Genomic DNA, 15,515 nt, shown 5'->3' on the forward strand with positions numbered 1-15,515 from the left:
CCAAGGGAAGCTCGCGCCCGGGCCCGGGGGGAGCTTCCCGACTCTCATCGCCCGATTGCATACGCACTTGGCGTCGACACCCTCTCACTCACAGTGCCGTTTTCCGGCGGTCGAGGGCTGCGCGATTGGTTTGCACGACATGCCCGCTGTTCCTTCACTGCGCCCGACATTGGAGCACATTAGAAGACACGCCGCAAAGGTGTCAGCGATCTTCGCAGATCCGCACAGAACACCAGTAGTTTTATACCCGTTTGTCCGGTTTGCACCCTTTGTCTAGGAGTTGACGACCCCCCGGAACCCCCGTGATGCCACGCGCCGTAATGCGGCCGCGACCGGGCGCGTTCCTCGTTGCGAAAATGTTGCCGAAGATGGCATGGGACGAGCGTTGGACCGCATTCCAATAGCATTTCGCCGCGATCCGGCGGACATTCCTCCCCGCGCGCAGGCGGACGACCCCGGAACACGGAGCCGAACCGGCGGCCGTCCGCGCGGGCACATGCCGGAGGCGCGCCGCCACGGTCCGCACCTCAGGGCACGTCAGCGGCGATGACGGTCCGGGGACCGCACACCCTCGCGTACCATGATCGTTCAGACGGAGATCCTGTTCCGGGCCGTCCGAGCGGAACGTTCCCGCACTGCGGTAATGTCCCAGTTGCCACGGCCCCTGACTCCCCGGCCGCCGCCTCGTCCGGCGACATGGCCGGCCAGGCCTCCGCGACCCGCATTTCACGTTTCACGCGTGTTAAGGAGCGCCATCCACCGGTCATCGTCTGTGGGGCCGTGCACGCGCTGAACCCCCGCATATACGTGAAATGAACCCCCATAAAAAGAAGCGGCGGAAGTGACCCCGGGTCCACTCGCCGCCTCGCTCGTCCCGGCCAGGTGAAGACCATGCTTGAGATCGCCAAACTGACGCACAGCTACGGTGAGCACGATGTGCTGCGCGACCTGAACCTCACCGTCGCCGAGGGCGAGCTGGTGAGCATCGTCGGGCCCTCCGGCTGCGGCAAGTCCACCCTGCTGCGCTGCGCGGCCGGGCTGATGCGGCCCACCAGCGGCACGGTCACCCTGAACGGCCAGGTCATCGACGGCGTGCCCGACAACCTCGCCGTGGTCTTCCAGGACTACAGCCGGTCGCTGTTCCCCTGGCTGAGCGTGCGCGACAACGTGGCGCTGCCGCTGCGCCGCCGCGGCAAGAAGCGCGCCGAGCGGCGGGCGGCGGCGATGGAGGCCCTGGCGGCGGTGGGTCTCGCCGACGCCGGGCGCAAGTACCCCTGGCAGCTGTCGGGCGGCATGCAGCAGCGCGTCTCGATCGCGCGGGCGCTCGCCTACCGTCCCGCCCTGATGCTCATGGACGAGCCGTTCGGCTCCGTCGACGCCCAGACCCGCGAAGATCTGGAGGACCTGGTCCTGCGGGTGCACCGCGACGAGGGCATGACGATCCTGCTGGTCACCCACGACATCGACGAGAGCGTGTACGTCGGCGACCGGGTCGTGGTGCTCGGCCGCAACCCCGGCCACGTCCGCGCCGAGATCCCGGTCAGCCTGCCGACCCCGCGCGAGCAGATCGCGACCCGCGCCGCTCCGGAGTTCGTCTGGCTGCGCGCCGAGGTCGGCCGGCTCGTGCGCGGCGCCTCGCAGCAGCCGGGGTCTCCCGCGCAGCCGGCGCCGGAGCCGGCGCCCGAGGCAACGGCTCCGGACAACATCGTCAAGGCCGCGACCAAGTCGGACTGAGGCGTCGTCAGGGCCGCCTGCGGCGTGGTCGGCCTTTTCAGGCCAGAGCGGATCTCCACCCTGGGCCGCCGGCATCGCGGCGTTCAAGATGGCAGGCACAAGCTCCCTGCCAAAGGAACGCCATGCGGTTCAGATCACCGTCGGCCCTGCTCCTCTGCGTCCTGCTGCTCGTCTCGCTCGCGTCCGCCTGCGGTGACTCGGGCGACGGCGGCGGCGCCGGCTCCCGCGACAAGACCAAGATCAAGGTGGCGACGCTCCCCCTCGTCGTGGACGCGCCCTTCTACATCGCGCTGAGGCACAAGCTCTTCGAGAAGGAGGGCCTCCAGGTCACGCCCGTCCTGGTGCCGCAGAGCAAACAGGCGGTCCCCGGCCTGGTCAGGGGCGACATCGACATCGTCTACGGCAACGACGCCTCGTTCCTGCAAGGCCACGACAGCGGCACGCTCAAGGTCAGGCTGGTGGCCGAGGGCACCACCCTCAGCCCCGGTTTCATGGCCGTGCTGGTCATGCCGGGCTCCCCCGTCAGGACGATCGCCGACCTGGGCGGCAAGAGCGTCTCGGTGCACATCCTCAACAACGTCCAGGCGCTCACCTTCAACGCGATCGTCAAGGCCGGCAAGGGCGACCCCAAGCGGATCAGGTATCGCGAGGTCCTGCTGCCCAACATGGCCGCCGCCCTGCAGAAGGGCGACATCGACGCCATGCACGGCATGGAGCCGTTCATCAGCGACGCCAAGAGGAAGCTCGGCGCGCGCGTGGTCTCCGACGGTGCCGCCGCGCCGGTGCGGGACATCGCGCTCGACGGCTACTTCACCACCGACCGGTGGGCCGGCCGCAACCCCGGCACCGCGCGGGCCTTCCAGCGCGCCATGATCAAGGCGAACGCGCTGGCGGCCGACCGGCGCGAGGTGGAGGCGGTGCTGCCCTCCTACACCAGGGTCGACCCGGCGATCGCGAAGATCATGACCATGCCCGGTTACCCGGCCTCGATCAGCGCGGCGCGGATCCAGCGGCTCATCGATCTGATGGTCGGGCAGGGACAGCTCAGGAAGAGGCTGGACGCGGCGTCCATCGTCGTCGCCGGCTCGTGACCGCCGCCGTGCCCGGCCGGCTCACTCCGGCCGGACGGTTCGCCCGCGGCGCCGCCGGGGTGGCGATCCTCGTCGCGGCCAGCGAGGCGCTCGGGCGGGCGGGCATCGTGCACCGCGACTACCTCCCGCCCGCCTCGGTGTTCCTGCGGCGCGCCGCCGAGCTCGCGGCCGACACCGCCTTCCTCGGGCACCTGCGCGCCACCCTCACCGCGTGGGCGCTCGGCCTGCTGATCGCCGTCGCGTTCGCCGTCCCGCTGGGCGTGGTGCTGGGCAGTGTGCCGGTGATCAACACCGGGACCCGCGCGGTGGTGGAGTTCCTGCGTCCCATCCCCTCGGTCGCGCTCATCCCCCTGGCCGGACTCATCCTGGGAGCCGGGCTGCAGATGAAGCTGACACTGATCGTCTACGCGGCCACCTGGCCGATCCTGTTCAACACCATGTACGGCCTGAACGACGTGGACCCGCTGGCGAAGGACACGCTGCGGTCGTTCGGCTTCGGTCCCCTGCCGGTGCTGTACCGGGTCTCGCTGCCCTACGCCGCGCCGTTCATCGCCACCGGGATCCGGCTGGCCGCGGCGGTGGCGCTGATCCTGGCGGTGAGCACCGAGATCCTGGCCGGCTGGGGCGAGGGCGTCGGCGTCTTCATCGCCCAGGCGCAGACCGCGCCCGGCGGCATCGACGACATGCTCGCCGCGACGGTGTGGACGGGAACGCTGGGGCTGGTGATCAACGCCGTGCTGATCGCGGCCGAGCGACGGCTCTTTCGCCGGCAGCGGCGGATCTCGTGACGGCGGCGAGCAGAACGCCCGTGCGGCTCGCCGCCGCGGCGGCACGACGCTGGCTCGTGTTCGCCGTCGGCGCCGGGGTCTGGGAGGCGGCGTGCCGTGCGGCGGGCGACCCGTTCTTCCCGCCGCCCTCCACCATCGTCCGGACGATGCACACGCTGTGGTTGTCGGGCCCGGCGTCGCGCCTCTTCATGACCGAGCGGGCGACCGGCGACATCCTGCCGAGCCTGGCCAGGATGCTGGTCTCGCTGGCGGCCGGCCTGGTGGCCGGGGTCGCGCTGGGCGTCGCGGCCGGCCGTTCGGAACGTTTCCACGCCTACTGCGACCCGGTGTTCCAGTTCGCCCGGGCCATCCCGCCGCCCACGCTGGTACCGGTCTTCCTGGTGCTGTTCAGCCTCGGCACGCAGATGCAGATCGCCTCGATCCTCTTCAGCGTGATCTGGCCGATCGTGCTCAACACCGCCGACGGCGCCCGCGCGGTCGATCCGCTGCAGCTCGACACCGCGGCGGTCTACCGGCTCACCGCGGCCGAACGGCTGTGGCTGCTCGTCCTCCCGGCCGCGCTGCCGAAGATCTTCACCGGCCTGCGCCTGGCGCTCTCGCTGTCGCTCATCCTGATGGTCTTCTCGGAGCTGCTGCCGGGCACGTCCAACGGCATCGGGTTCCAGCTGACCGACGCGCAGAGCCGCTATGACCTGCCGGAGATCTGGGCGGTCATCGTGCTGCTGGGCGTGCTCGGCTACGTCCTCAACTCGCTGCTCCTGATCGTGGAACGCCGCGTCCTCTCCTGGCACCGGGGCGCACGGCAGACCCGGCCGTAAACGTCCCTTTCCCTCGCGCTCGGCGGCCTCCTGCGCCACGATGGTCGCAATCACACAAACCGAGGGTTGCCCCGTGCTCGAGATCGAAGACCTGAGCCATCGATACAACGACCACCTGGCGCTGGAAGGCGTGAACCTGACCGTCGCCGAGGGCCAGCTGGTGAGCATCGTCGGCCCGTCCGGCTGCGGCAAGTCCACCCTGCTGCGCTGCATCGCCGGACTCATCAAGCCCACGGGCGGCAAAGTGGTGCTCAACGACACCGCCATCGACGGCGTGCCCGACAACCTGGCGGTGGTCTTCCAGGACTACAGCCGCTCCCTGTTCCCCTGGCTGACCGTGCGCGACAACGTGGCGCTCCCACTGCGCCGCCGCGGCATGGGCAGGCAGCGACGGCGCGCGGCCGCACTCGAAGCGCTCAAGTCGGTCGATCTCGCCGACGCGGGTAGCAAATACCCCTGGCAGCTGTCGGGCGGCATGCAGCAGCGCGTCTCCATCGCACGAGCGCTCGCCTACCGCCCCGCCCTCATGCTCATGGACGAGCCGTTCGGCTCCGTCGACGCCCAGACCCGCGAGGACCTGGAGGACCTGGTCCTGACCGTGCGCGGCACCGGCGAGATGACGATCCTGCTGGTCACCCACGACATCGACGAGAGCGTGTACGTCGGCGACCGCGTCATCGTGCTCGGCCGCGACCCCGGCCACGTCCGCGCCGACATCCCGGTCAAGCTGGCCGGCCCGCGCGACCAGATCGCGACCCGCGCCGAGCCCGAGTTCGTGCGCCTCCGCGCCGAAGTGGGCCGCCTGGTCCGCGGCGGCAGACCCGCGAACCCCACCCGGCACGAACCCAAACTGAACGTCGACCACTGACGGCCAGTCACCGGGGTCTCACCAAGAGCACGCATGTTCAGCAACGTGCCCCCGCCCCCATCTGGGTCTCCGGTAATGTCAAAGGCGTGGCGACTGTCTCCACCTCCGAACTCACGATGATCGTCAAGGGCCAGGGCGCCCGGCTGGACGACGTCGAGACGCAGGTCGACGCCCTCACCCGCAGGGTCGTCTCCCTCCAGGAGGGACAAGCCCTCACCATCAAGGCGCCGGGTCTCCTGCTGACGCAGCAGGGACTTAAGATGCCGACCCTCACGGACCAGGAGATCGACGAAGTCCACGACGCCTGATAGCGGTCGGCTCCTCATGAGCTTGGTGGCACTGGCCAGGACGCCCGTTCGACTTCATTTGGCGTCGGCGTAGCGGTCGACGACGGCGAGCTCCATGGGGAAGACGACGGGGGTCTGGCCGAAGAGGAGGTCGCGGGCCTCGCCGGCCGCGGCGTGGATCGCCTCCGACACCTGGCCGGCGAGCTCCGTGGGCGTGTGGACGATGACCTCGTCGTGCTGGAAGAACACCAGCCGTGGCGGGCCGAGGGTCGTGAGGCGGCGGCGGAGGGAGCCGAGCAGGGCGAGCGCCCAGTCGGCGGCGGTCGCCTGCACGACGAAGTTGCGGGTGAAGCGGCCGCGGCTGCGCAGCGCCTGGCCCGCGCTGGCGTCGTCGCCCGTGCTGGTCAGCTCACGCCAGCTCGTGGACGGGGGCGGGCAGGTGCGGCCCAGGCGTGATCGCACGAGCCGCCCCTGCTCACCGGCGCGGGCCGCGGACTCGACGAAGTCGAACGCGTCGGGGAAGCGGTTCTTGAGGATGGCGAGCAGTTGCACCGCCTCGCCCGTGCCGCCGCCGTACATCGCCGACAGCAGGGCGATCTTGGCTTTGTCGCGGGCGCCCTCCTTGCCGCCGAACGCGTCGGAGAGGGCGGCGTAGAGGTCGCCCTGCGCGGCGGCCGCGGCGAACGCGCGGTCACCGGCGAGGGCCGCCAGCACGCGCGGTTCGAGCTGGGCGGCGTCCGCGACCACCAGCGACCAGCCGGGGTCGGCGACGACGGCCTGCCGCAGGACGCGCGGGATCTGCAGGGCCCCGCCGCCGTTGGTGGCCCAGCGGCCGGACACCACGCCGCCGACCACGTACTCCGGCCGGAAGCGTCCTCCGGAGACCCAGGTGTCGAGCCACGCCCAGCCGTGCGCGGTGTGCAGCCGGGACAGCTCCTTGTATTCGAGCAGCAGCGGCACCGCGGGGTGGTCGAGCCGCTTGAGGACGTGCGCCCGCGTCGAGGTGATGGTGAGGCCCGCGGCCGCGAAGGCCTTGATGATCTGGCCGGGCGAGTCGGGGTTGACGTGGGCACGGCCGCCGAACGCGGCGCTGATCTGGTCGGCGAGGGCCTGCAGCTTGCGCGGGCGCAGCCCGCCGGACGGCCGGGGCCCGAGCAGGCCGGTGAGCAGCGCGTCGTGCTCCCCGGGCGACCAGGGCAGCCCGTCATGGCTCATCTCGGCGGCGACGAGCGAGCCCGCCGACTCGGCCGCGGCGAGCAGCGCGAAGCCGTCCAGCCCGGCGATCCGCCGCTGCTGATCGGCGTGCACCGCGACGACCCGCTCCAGCTCGTCGTGCTCGGCCGGGGCATCGTCGTCGAAGAGCGACGCCTGCGGCGGCAGCTCGGCCATCGCCACCGGATCGGCCGGCACGGGCTCGCCGCGCAGGCGCGCCCAGGCCGCCCGTACGGAACGCGGCTCGCCGTAACGGCCCGCGTGCCCGAGCAGCAGGCTCTCGACGAGCTCCAGGTCGTGGCAGCGCGCGACACGCACACCCGCGCGCACCAGCCGCGGGTAGAGCCGCGCGGTGGCGGGCCACACCCAGCGCGGCGCGGCGGCGGCCTCGCGTCCGGCGATGGCCGCGACCAGGTCGGCGACCGGTTCGCCGGGACCGGCGGGCGTGCCGTCGTCGGCGAGGGGCCGCAGCTCTCCCCCGCCGTCCGGCCCGGGGGCCACCGCGATCCTCACCAGCTCATTCTGCCGCCGGGCACTGACAGAACCGGCGGCGGGCGGGTGCTCGCCACGACGGTGCTCACCACGACGTGCTCACCACGACGTGCTCGCTACGACAAAACCCCTCCGCGCCCGCGGGCGGGCACGGAGGGGTTCCGGCGCGGTACTCAGGCGACCAGGGAGACCTGCTGGCCGGGCGGAGTGTCACCGTAGCGGTCGATGACCTTGTTGAGCTGGAGCTGGTAGTAGAGCACGCCGAAGCCGAGGAGGCCGAGGAGGAACCCCATGCCGCCGCTGCAGCTGGCGGGCAGGCCCGCGGCGCGCTGCGCCTGCGCGATGTGGCCGCCGAGCTTGACCCACATCACCAGCGGCCAGATGCCGAGGGTGATGAAGCCGAAGAGCATCGACAGCAGGGCGTTGGTGGAGGAGTCGCCGATGCGGCGGTCGTACTCGAACAACTCCTTGTGCACCTTGAAGAACCAGACCAGGCCGTAGATGCCGAACGTGATCATCGGCAGTCCCAGCCAGGCGCCGACCGGGTTGCGGCGCTTCATGTTGAGACCGGCGGCGCGCGCGACGGGCGCCTGCTGGTGGGCCGGGGCGGGGGCGTAGCCGCCCTGCTGGTGGGGCTGCTGCTGGTGCGGCTGCTGCTGGTATGGCTGCTGCTGACCCTGCTGGGGGTAGCTCATGCTTGCACTCCTGGTGGACGAGTCACGTGATCGGTCGACCGTCCGCTGTATTCGGTCATCCGGGGGTGAGATCAGACTGTACGACAGCCAGGACGATCAAGAGGTGGATATCAAGAAGTTTGTCAGGCTTTAAAGTAAGATTTTCGCATTTGGGCAGCCATAACCCTGCTAGCGCAGTGAGATCGTCACCTCGTCCTCGCAGGGCGGATCGACCTCGTGCTCCAGGCAGCCGCTCGCCGCGAAACAGCGGAGCCGGAGCTCCGCCCCGGTCACGTCCACGCGCAGGAAGCTCTTGAAGAACGGCGGCCGGTCCCAGTCGGCCAGCTCCGACCTGAACCGCTGCGGCAGCTTCCGCACCGGCAGCCGGGTCAGCTTGGTCCGGCGCCACCGGCCGTTCGGGACGCCCAGCACCGCGGCGACGAACCGCGCGCGCCGCGACGCCGGAACGCCGTCGTAGTCGCGTCCCGGTTCGATGCCGAGCCGGTGCTTGATCGCCGCCGTGGCCTCCTCGGGGGTGAGCGAGAACAGCCGGGGCAGCCGCAGCCACCTGCCGTACATCTGGCTGTAGCGCGACAGCGAGTCGCCGCGCAGCGGGTAGCAGCGGAACTCCGACTCGTCGAGGGTCCGCGTCCGCGGGATGACGTGCGTGGCGTGCATGAACGCGCCGCCGCCGCCGGCCACCACGTACTGGATCGTGCGGCCGTCCGGCGTCGCGATCGGGTAGCGCTGGTAGTTGTGGATGTCGCCGCCGATCGCCGCGACGTAGTGGTGCGCGGGGTCCTGCACGATCTCGTCGATCGTGCCGCCGTCCTCGACCCGGCCGGGCTTGTGGCGGTCGTCCACGTACAGCGGCTTGCCGGTGATGAGCAGCTTGGGCTTGGGCCCCGCCGACATCTCCCGCAGCCACTCGCCCTGGGCGCGGTCGATGCCGCCGGTGATCCCGGTGTCGATGCCGACGATGCGCAGCGACGGGGTGTCGATCGCCCAGTACGGGCCGGGCTGCACCGAACGCTGGCCCGGCGCGCCGCGGTACCTCGCCCGGGCCGCCGCGAGCGTCGCCTCGTCGACCGGCCCCGACTCGCGCCACAGGAACCGGGGCAGCAGCCGCAGCGTGCCAGTCCACGGCTCCGGATGGCAGGCCATGTCGAGGTCGCAGAAGACGCGCAGGAAACCCCGCAGCCCGTCGTACCAGTCGTGGTTGCCGGGCACCGCGTAGATCGGGCCCGGGAACCCCTGGTACGGGCGGAAGAACTTGGTCTCGTACTCGGCCGCCTCGCCGGTCGGGTAGACGACGTCGCTCGCGATGATCATGAAGTCGGCGCCGTCCCCGACCCGCATCGCGCCCGGCACGACCGCGTACTGCGAACGGTCGCCCTCACCGGTGTCGCCGAGCACCATGAACGAGAACTCCGCGTCCGGCCTGTGCACGGTGAACGCGGCGGGAGATCCCCGTTCGGCCAGCGCGTCGACGCAGCGGCGGCGGATGCCGTCGGACGGGTCGCCGAACAACCGCGCGATCACGTCGTTGCGCGAGCGCCACAGCACCGTCGGCCGCCGCCAGGAAAAGCCCGGCGAGCGGCCGTCCGGCATCAGCTCCGTGAAGGTGCCGGGCCGGCCGCACGTCCAGCCGGCACCCGTCTCCGACGTACGCGAGTTCTCGGGCGGATGCCCGGCCGACACCGAGTCCTCGGCGTGCACAGAAAACCTCCGGGAGTAAGGGGGTAGGCACACCCTGTCCCGGAGGTGATCTGTGCGTCAAGCGGTCCCGGAAAGCCCGGAAGCCCTTAGTGGGCGCCGGTTCCGGTGAGCGCGCGGACTTCGAGCTCGGCGTAGAGCGCGTCGTCCTCGCGGCGGCGGCCGGCGGTGATCGTGCCCAGCGCCGCGGCGAGGAAGCCGACCGGGATGGAGATCAGACCCGGGTTCTCCAGCGGGAACGGCGCCTTGGTCGTGCACGAGAACAGCGCGGTCGCGTTGCCCACCTCCTTGGAGGTGACCGGCACATCGCACTTCTCCGCCTGGGTGGCGGTCAGCTTCAGGGCCGGCTTGGTCTCCGACGCGCCGCCCCAGGCGACCGGCGAGAGCAGGACCAGGACGACGGCCGAGATGAGGCCGCCGTAGATGCCCCAGACCGCGCCGCGCGTGTTGAACTTCTTCCAGAACAGCGAGAAGAGCAACGTGGGCAGGTTGGCCGACGCCGCGACCGCGAACGCGAGCGCCACCAGGAACGCCACGTTGAGCCCGCGGGCGAAGATGGACAGGACGATCGCGATCGCGCCGATGATGAGGGCCGCGATCCGGGCGACCTTGACCTCGTCCAGTTCCGTCACCTTGCCGCGCTTGAAGACGTTGGAGAACAGGTCGTGCGCGAACGAGGAGGACGACGCCAGCGTCAGCCCGGCGACCACGGCGAGGATCGTCGCGAACGCCACCGCCGCGATGATCGCCAGGAAGATCGCGCCACCGGTCGAGCCGGCCCCGCCGCCGAGTTCCTCGGCGAGCTGCGGGGCCGCGGTGTTGCCGCCGGGATCGGCCTTCTTGATGGCGGCGCTGCCGACCAGCGCCGCGGCGCCGAAGCCGATGACCAGGGTCATCAGGTAGAAGGCGCCGATGATGCCGATGGCCCAGTTGACCGACTTGCGGGCCGCCTTGGCGGTCGGCACCGTGTAGAAGCGGATCAGGATGTGCGGCAGGCCCGCCGTGCCCAGCACCAGCGCGAGGCCCAGCGACAGCAGGTCGAGCTTGGACCACATGTCGGTGGCGCCGTACTTCAGGCCGGGCTGGAGGAACGCGTCGCCCTTGCCGCTCTTGTCGGCCGCCGCGTCGAGCAGCGTCGACAGGTTGAAGCTGTACTTCGAGAGCACCCAGATCGTCATGATCAGCGCGCCGGTCATGAGCATGACCGCCTTGACGATCTGCACCCAGGTGGTGCCGCGCATGCCGCCGACCGTGACATAGAAGATCATCAGCGCGCCGACGACCACGATCGTCCAGATCTTGGCGGCCTCGCCCTCGGTGCCGAGCAGCAGGTTGACCAGCGCGCCCGCGCCGACCATCTGCGCGAGCAGGTAGAAGATGCTCACGACGATGGTGGAGATGCCGGCGGCGGCGCGGACCGGCCGCTGCCGCATCCGGAACGCCAGCACGTCGGCCATGGTGAACCGGCCGGAGTTCCGCAGCATCTCGGCGACGAGGAGCAGCGCCACCAGCCACGCGACCAGGAAGCCGATCGAGTAGAGGAAGCCGTCGTAGCCCGACAGCGCGAACAGGCCCGCGATGCCGAGGAACGAGGCGGCCGACATGTAGTCGCCGCCGATGGCCAGGCCGTTCTGGAACGCGGAGAACGAGCGGCCGCCCGCGTAGTAGTCGGCGGCGGTCTTGTTCTGCCGGCTCGCCCAGATCGTGATGTAGAGCGTGATGCCCACGAACAGCGCGAAGAGGATCAGCGAGAACGTGCGGTGCTCGTTGTCGGTGCCCTGCGCCAGCACCGGCGCGGCGAGAAACTCCCTCACTTGCCCTCCTCCTCGTCCGGCGCTTCGGCCTTGGCCTCGCCCTTCGACGGCTCCGCCTTCGACGGCTCGTCCTTCGACGCTCCGGCCGCGGGCTTCTCGGCCGCGGGCTTCTCGGCCGCCGGGGCCTCGGCCTCGGGGGCCTCGGTCTCGGGAGCCTCAGCCGCCGGCGCCTCGGGAGCCGCGGCCTCGGCCGCGTCGGCGTCCAGCAGCGCGGCGCCCGGCGCCACGTCCCGCACCGCCGTGGCCATGGGCTCCAGCTTGCGGCTGGAGTACCGCTCGTAGGACCAGGCGATGAGGAACGTGGAGAGGAACTGGAGCAGGCCGAAGACCAGCGCGACGTTGATCTGGCCGACGACCTTGGTGCTCATGAAGTCGCGCGCGTAGGCCGACAGCACCACGTAGAGCAGGTACCAGGTCAGGAACGCCGCCGTCATCGGGAACACGAAGCGGCGGAAGGCTCGCCGGAGCCGCTGGAACTCCGGGCTCTCCTCCAACTGTAGATAGACCTGGTTCTCGACCGGGCCGTTGCCGGCACCCGTCGGGCCAGAGCCTGACGTATCCGCTGTCACGCACACCTCCGGGAAAGATCTCCTCGCCAATCTCACCAGGGAGCATGATCGCGATGCGGCCCCGGCGTGGCCGGTGCAGGCCATTTGACCAAGAACTTGGTCAACCCCTGCAAGACCGGAGACACGGTCGATGCGCGCTCGATGCCGGACTGAGACCTGCGTCACACAAAACGTGAGCCGTCACAGTGTGCCACGGCCCGAACGCGGGTCACTCGACCACGAAGGTGCGCGTGTCGCCGGTGGGAACGATCTCCCGGCCGAGCGGCAGCAGCGAGACGGGGATCAGCTTGAAGTTGGCGATGCCGAACGGGATCCCGATGATCGTGACGCACAGCACCACGCCGGTGACCAGATGGCTGAGCGCCAGCCACCAGCCGGCGACGACCACCCAGATGGCGTTGCCCAGGCAGGAGCCCGCCCCGGCGTCGGAGCGCCGCACGACGGTGTTGCCGAACGGCCACAGCGCGAACAGCGCGATCCGGAACGAGGCGATGCCGAAGGGGATGGTGATGATCAGGATGAAGCAGACGATGCCGGCGACCGCGTACCCGACGGCCAGCCAGAATCCCGACAGCAAGAGCCAGATGACGTTCAGCAGGGTGCGCACGGGACCACTCTAGAAGCACGGGTCACGGAAGCGCAGCGGGCGGGCAAGCGGTTGCCCCCTCGCCCAAAGGCGAGGGGACAAACGCGAGAGCCGTGGGTTCAACCACCACGGCCTGGCGCCTGCGGGCATCATGAGTCCCCCCAGAACGGCGACTCGCGCCTCCCATGATGCCTCCGCAGACGGCCGGAGGTCCCAAAACCGGGACGTAGAGGAAACGCTATCCAGTCATCCGTAATGCCTTCGTAAACCGACCAAAACGCGCCGGCCAAATCTGCCGCCGCACCGGTCAGGGGCCGGTCAGCGGCGGCCCACCGGCAGTTCGACGGCCGGTCAGGGGGCCAGGACGCGCAGGGCGCCGGGCATGATCTCGGCGGTGACCGGCAGCACGCCGGGCAGTTCGCCGTCCGCCCCGTACGGCAGCACCCGGCCCGGCGTGGCCAGCTCGATCCGCACCGTGCGGCCGCGCACGACCTCGACCTGCGGGCGCCGCACATGCGACCCGTCCGCCAGCTCGCGCATCACCGTGAAGAACAGCGACTTCGGCGCGTGCTTGATGATCACGACGTCCAGCAGGCCGTCGTCCACCTCGGCGCCCGGGGCGATGTGCCGCCCGAACCCGTAGTAGCCGGAATTGGCGGCCACCACCGAATACCCGCGCCGCTCGTGTACCTCGCCGTCCACGGTGATCCGGTAGTCGGCGGGCCGCCAGGTCAGGATCGCGCGGAGCGCCCCGACGTAGTACGCCGCCGAGCCGCGCAGAAGCCTCGTCTTGTTGGCGTTGTCGTTGGCCACGGCGTCGACGCCCGCGTACACGCTTCCCAGCACCGCGACGCCGTTGGCGTCGATCGTGTCGACGGCGCGCGGTTCACCCGTCAGGAGCAGCTCGGCCAGCGCCGCCGGATCGCCGGGGATCCCGAGCTGGCGGGCGAAGTCGTTGCCGCGTCCGGCCGGAACGATGCCGAGGACGGCGTCCGTGCCGGCGAGCGCGCCGCCGACGCAGCCGACCATGCCGTCGCCGCCCACGCCCAGCACGACGTGCCCGGCCTCGGCCGCGCCGCGGGCCAGCGCGGTGGCGTGCTCCAGGCCGCGGCTGTACTCCACCGCCACCTCGGCGCCCGCGTCGCGCAGCAGCCGGGCGAGCGGGATCAGCGTCGCCGCCGAGGCCGACCCGCCCGCCGCGGGGTTCACCACGGCGGTGAAGGCACGGGAGCTCATCGGGCTACTCCCGACCGGCCGGCGGGACGAGGACGCCGGGGTTGAGGATGCCCGCGGGGTCGAGCCGGTCCTTGATCGCGCGCAGCACGTCCATGCCGAGCGCGCCGACCTCCCAGGCGTACCAGTCGCGGTGGTCGGAGCCGACCCCGTGGTGGTGGCTGATCGTCCCACCTGCCGAGATGATCGCGTTGTTGGCCGCGTGCTTGGCCTGCTCCCAGTGCGTCAGCACGTCCCCTTGTACCTCCTTGGGCTGCGCCGACACGACGGTGAAGTAGAGCGAGGCGCCCGCCGGGTAGACGTGCGAGATGTGGCACATCACGAGCGGCGGCGTGCCCGCCTCCGCAAGCGTCGTGGTGAGCGCCCCCTTGACCGCCTCGTACAGGGCGGGAATGCCCGACCAGAACGTCGCGGTCTCCAGCGTCTCGACGAACGCGCCCACGTCCAGCAGCGAGTCGCGCAGGTACGGCGCGTTGAACCGCCCGTGCTCCCACTTCTCCCCCGGCCCGGCGCCGAGGTGTTCGCCGCCCGCCCCTGTCAGGGCGGCGCGCACCTTGGCCCGGCGTTCGGCGATCTCCTCCGGGGTGCCCTCGTAGCCGACGACCGCCAGGCATCCGGCGGCGTCCGGCAGGCCACCGCCGATGGCGCCGGGATCGGCGAGCCCGACCATCGTCTCGGCCTCGTCGGAGAGCCGCAGCACCACCGGCATCGGCCCGTCCTGAGCGAGCCGCCGCAGCGCGCCGGTGCCCGTCTCGAACGAGGCGAACCGCCAGCCCTCGTACGCGGCGGACGCGGGCAGCGGGTGGATCCGCACCGTGACGGAGGTGATCACCCCGAAGGCGCCCTCCGAGCCGAGCACCAGCTGGCGCAGGTCGGGCCCGGCCGCCGACCTGGGCGCGCGGCCGAGGTCCAGCCCGCCCTCGGGCGTGGCGACGGTCAGGCCCATCACCATCTCGTCGAAGCGTCCGTAGCCCGCCGACGCCTGCCCGCTCGAACGGGCCGCCGCGAACCCGCCGATCGAGGCCCATTCGTAGGACTGCGGGAAATGCCCCAGCGTGTAGCCCTGTTCGCGGAGCAGCGCCTCGGCCCGGGGCGCGCGAAGTCCCGGTTGCAGGACGGCCGTGCGCGACACCTCGTCCACCGACACGAGCGCGTCCATGCGGCGCAGGTCGAGGGCCACGAACGAGGAGAGCCCCTGAGAGGTGAGCTGGGGCGCGAGGCCGCCCACCACCGAGGTGCCGCCGCCGAACGGGACCACCGCGATCCGGCGTTCCGCGCAGGCCCTGAGCACGTCCAGCACCTCGTCGTGGGTGCTCGGCAGCACGACCGCGTCGGGGGCGCCGGCGGCGTCGCCGCGCCGGATCCGCAGCAGGTCGGGCGTGGACTTGCCGCGCGTGTGCCGGACCCGCGACTCGTGGTCGGTGCGGACGTTCGCGTCGCCCACCGCCGCGCGCAGCGCCCCGAGCGCGCCGTCGCCGAGCCGGGAGTCCCGGACCTCGATCTCGCCGAGCGGCACCGGCGCGGCGTCGCCCGCCGTCACACCGAGCAGGTCGCGCAGCAGTCCCGTGACCGGATCCGGCAGCGGCGCGGCCTTGGCCGGGTCTCCCCAGCCGCTCCACAACATGTCCATGCC

At 71.2% G+C, this 15,515-nt stretch carries 14 protein-coding genes; 6 read left to right on the forward strand and 8 right to left on the reverse strand.

Going from position 1 to position 15,515, the window contains the following annotated elements; genetic code table 11:
* Nucleotides 1-891: 891 nt before the first annotated feature.
* The 6 genes from ACGFNU_RS40490 to ACGFNU_RS40515 all read left to right on the forward strand — a co-directional run bounded on the left by ACGFNU_RS40490 (nucleotide 892) and on the right by ACGFNU_RS40515 (nucleotide 5,607).
* The gene (locus ACGFNU_RS40490; protein WP_392601919.1) at nucleotides 892-1,734 is read left to right on the forward strand and encodes an ABC transporter ATP-binding protein; all 843 of its coding nucleotides are present in this window, start codon (nucleotides 892-894) and stop codon (nucleotides 1,732-1,734) included.
* A 122-nt stretch (nucleotides 1,735-1,856) separates the two neighbouring features.
* Nucleotides 1,857-2,825, forward strand: a complete 969-nt coding sequence (locus ACGFNU_RS40495) for an ABC transporter substrate-binding protein (protein WP_392601920.1) — start codon at nucleotides 1,857-1,859, stop codon at nucleotides 2,823-2,825.
* A complete protein-coding gene (locus ACGFNU_RS40500) occupies nucleotides 2,822-3,613 on the forward strand; it encodes an ABC transporter permease (protein ID WP_392601921.1) in 792 nt (263 codons plus the stop codon). The genes ACGFNU_RS40495 and ACGFNU_RS40500 overlap by 4 nt, the downstream gene beginning before the upstream one ends.
* 20 nt (nucleotides 3,614-3,633) lie before the next feature.
* On the forward strand, nucleotides 3,634-4,431 hold the full coding sequence (locus tag ACGFNU_RS40505) for an ABC transporter permease (protein ID WP_392601922.1): 798 nt from the start codon (nucleotides 3,634-3,636) through the stop codon (nucleotides 4,429-4,431).
* A gap of 73 nt (nucleotides 4,432-4,504) precedes the next feature.
* Nucleotides 4,505-5,299, forward strand: coding sequence for an ABC transporter ATP-binding protein (locus ACGFNU_RS40510; protein WP_392601923.1), 795 nt, complete (start codon nucleotides 4,505-4,507; stop codon nucleotides 5,297-5,299).
* Between the two features lie 86 nt (nucleotides 5,300-5,385).
* Nucleotides 5,386-5,607, forward strand: coding sequence for a hypothetical protein (locus ACGFNU_RS40515; protein WP_392601924.1), 222 nt, complete (start codon nucleotides 5,386-5,388; stop codon nucleotides 5,605-5,607).
* Between the two features lie 54 nt (nucleotides 5,608-5,661).
* Here the strand turns inward: ACGFNU_RS40515 and ACGFNU_RS40520 are convergent, their stop codons facing one another.
* The 8 genes from ACGFNU_RS40520 to ACGFNU_RS40555 all read right to left on the reverse strand — a co-directional run bounded on the left by ACGFNU_RS40520 (nucleotide 5,662) and on the right by ACGFNU_RS40555 (nucleotide 15,506).
* Nucleotides 5,662-7,311 carry a bifunctional 3'-5' exonuclease/DNA polymerase gene (locus ACGFNU_RS40520; RefSeq protein ID WP_392601925.1) on the reverse strand — a complete coding sequence of 550 codons (1,650 nt, stop codon included), beginning with the start codon at nucleotides 7,309-7,311 and terminating at the stop codon, nucleotides 5,662-5,664.
* A 152-nt stretch (nucleotides 7,312-7,463) separates the two neighbouring features.
* A complete protein-coding gene (locus tag ACGFNU_RS40525; RefSeq protein WP_392601926.1) occupies nucleotides 7,464-7,985 on the reverse strand; it encodes a DUF4234 domain-containing protein in 522 nt (173 codons plus the stop codon).
* Nucleotides 7,986-8,153: 168 nt separating this feature from the next.
* Complete coding sequence (locus ACGFNU_RS40530) at nucleotides 8,154-9,683, reverse strand: metallophosphoesterase family protein (RefSeq protein ID WP_392601927.1); 1,530 nt, start codon at nucleotides 9,681-9,683, stop codon at nucleotides 8,154-8,156.
* An 86-nt stretch (nucleotides 9,684-9,769) separates the two neighbouring features.
* Entirely contained in the window at nucleotides 9,770-11,494 is a 1,725-nt protein-coding gene (locus ACGFNU_RS40535) for a cation acetate symporter (protein WP_392601928.1), read from the reverse strand.
* The gene (locus ACGFNU_RS40540; protein ID WP_392601929.1) at nucleotides 11,491-12,063 is read right to left on the reverse strand and encodes a DUF485 domain-containing protein; all 573 of its coding nucleotides are present in this window, start codon (nucleotides 12,061-12,063) and stop codon (nucleotides 11,491-11,493) included. The genes ACGFNU_RS40535 and ACGFNU_RS40540 overlap by 4 nt, the downstream gene beginning before the upstream one ends.
* Before the next feature lie 208 nt (nucleotides 12,064-12,271).
* Nucleotides 12,272-12,670, reverse strand: a complete 399-nt coding sequence (locus ACGFNU_RS40545) for a YccF domain-containing protein (protein WP_392601930.1) — start codon at nucleotides 12,668-12,670, stop codon at nucleotides 12,272-12,274.
* Between the two features lie 330 nt (nucleotides 12,671-13,000).
* Nucleotides 13,001-13,885, reverse strand: a complete 885-nt coding sequence (locus ACGFNU_RS40550) for a diacylglycerol/lipid kinase family protein (protein WP_392601931.1) — start codon at nucleotides 13,883-13,885, stop codon at nucleotides 13,001-13,003.
* Nucleotides 13,886-13,889: 4 nt separating this feature from the next.
* Entirely contained in the window at nucleotides 13,890-15,506 is a 1,617-nt protein-coding gene (locus ACGFNU_RS40555; protein ID WP_392602070.1) for an FAD-binding oxidoreductase, read from the reverse strand.
* Nucleotides 15,507-15,515 lie beyond the last annotated feature (9 nt).

Source organism: Spirillospora sp. NPDC048911 (assembly GCF_043198015.1).
In the GTDB taxonomy this organism is placed as follows: Bacteria; Actinomycetota; Actinomycetes; order Streptosporangiales; family Streptosporangiaceae; genus Spirillospora.

What these genes read in the sequence shown, in the direction of transcription:
- ACGFNU_RS40490 (WP_392601919.1), top strand. Translation starts at nt 892, where the DNA reads ATGCTTGAGATCGCCAAACTGACGCACAGCTACGGTGAGCACGATGTG.
- ACGFNU_RS40495 (WP_392601920.1), top strand. Translation starts at nt 1,857, where the DNA reads ATGCGGTTCAGATCACCGTCGGCCCTGCTCCTCTGCGTCCTGCTGCTC.
- ACGFNU_RS40525 (WP_392601926.1), bottom strand. Translation starts at nt 7,985, where the DNA reads ATGAGCTACCCCCAGCAGGGTCAGCAGCAGCCATACCAGCAGCAGCCG.
- ACGFNU_RS40550 (WP_392601931.1), bottom strand. Translation starts at nt 13,885, where the DNA reads ATGAGCTCCCGTGCCTTCACCGCCGTGGTGAACCCCGCGGCGGGCGGG.
- ACGFNU_RS40555 (WP_392602070.1), bottom strand. Translation starts at nt 15,506, where the DNA reads ATGTTGTGGAGCGGCTGGGGAGACCCGGCCAAGGCCGCGCCGCTGCCG.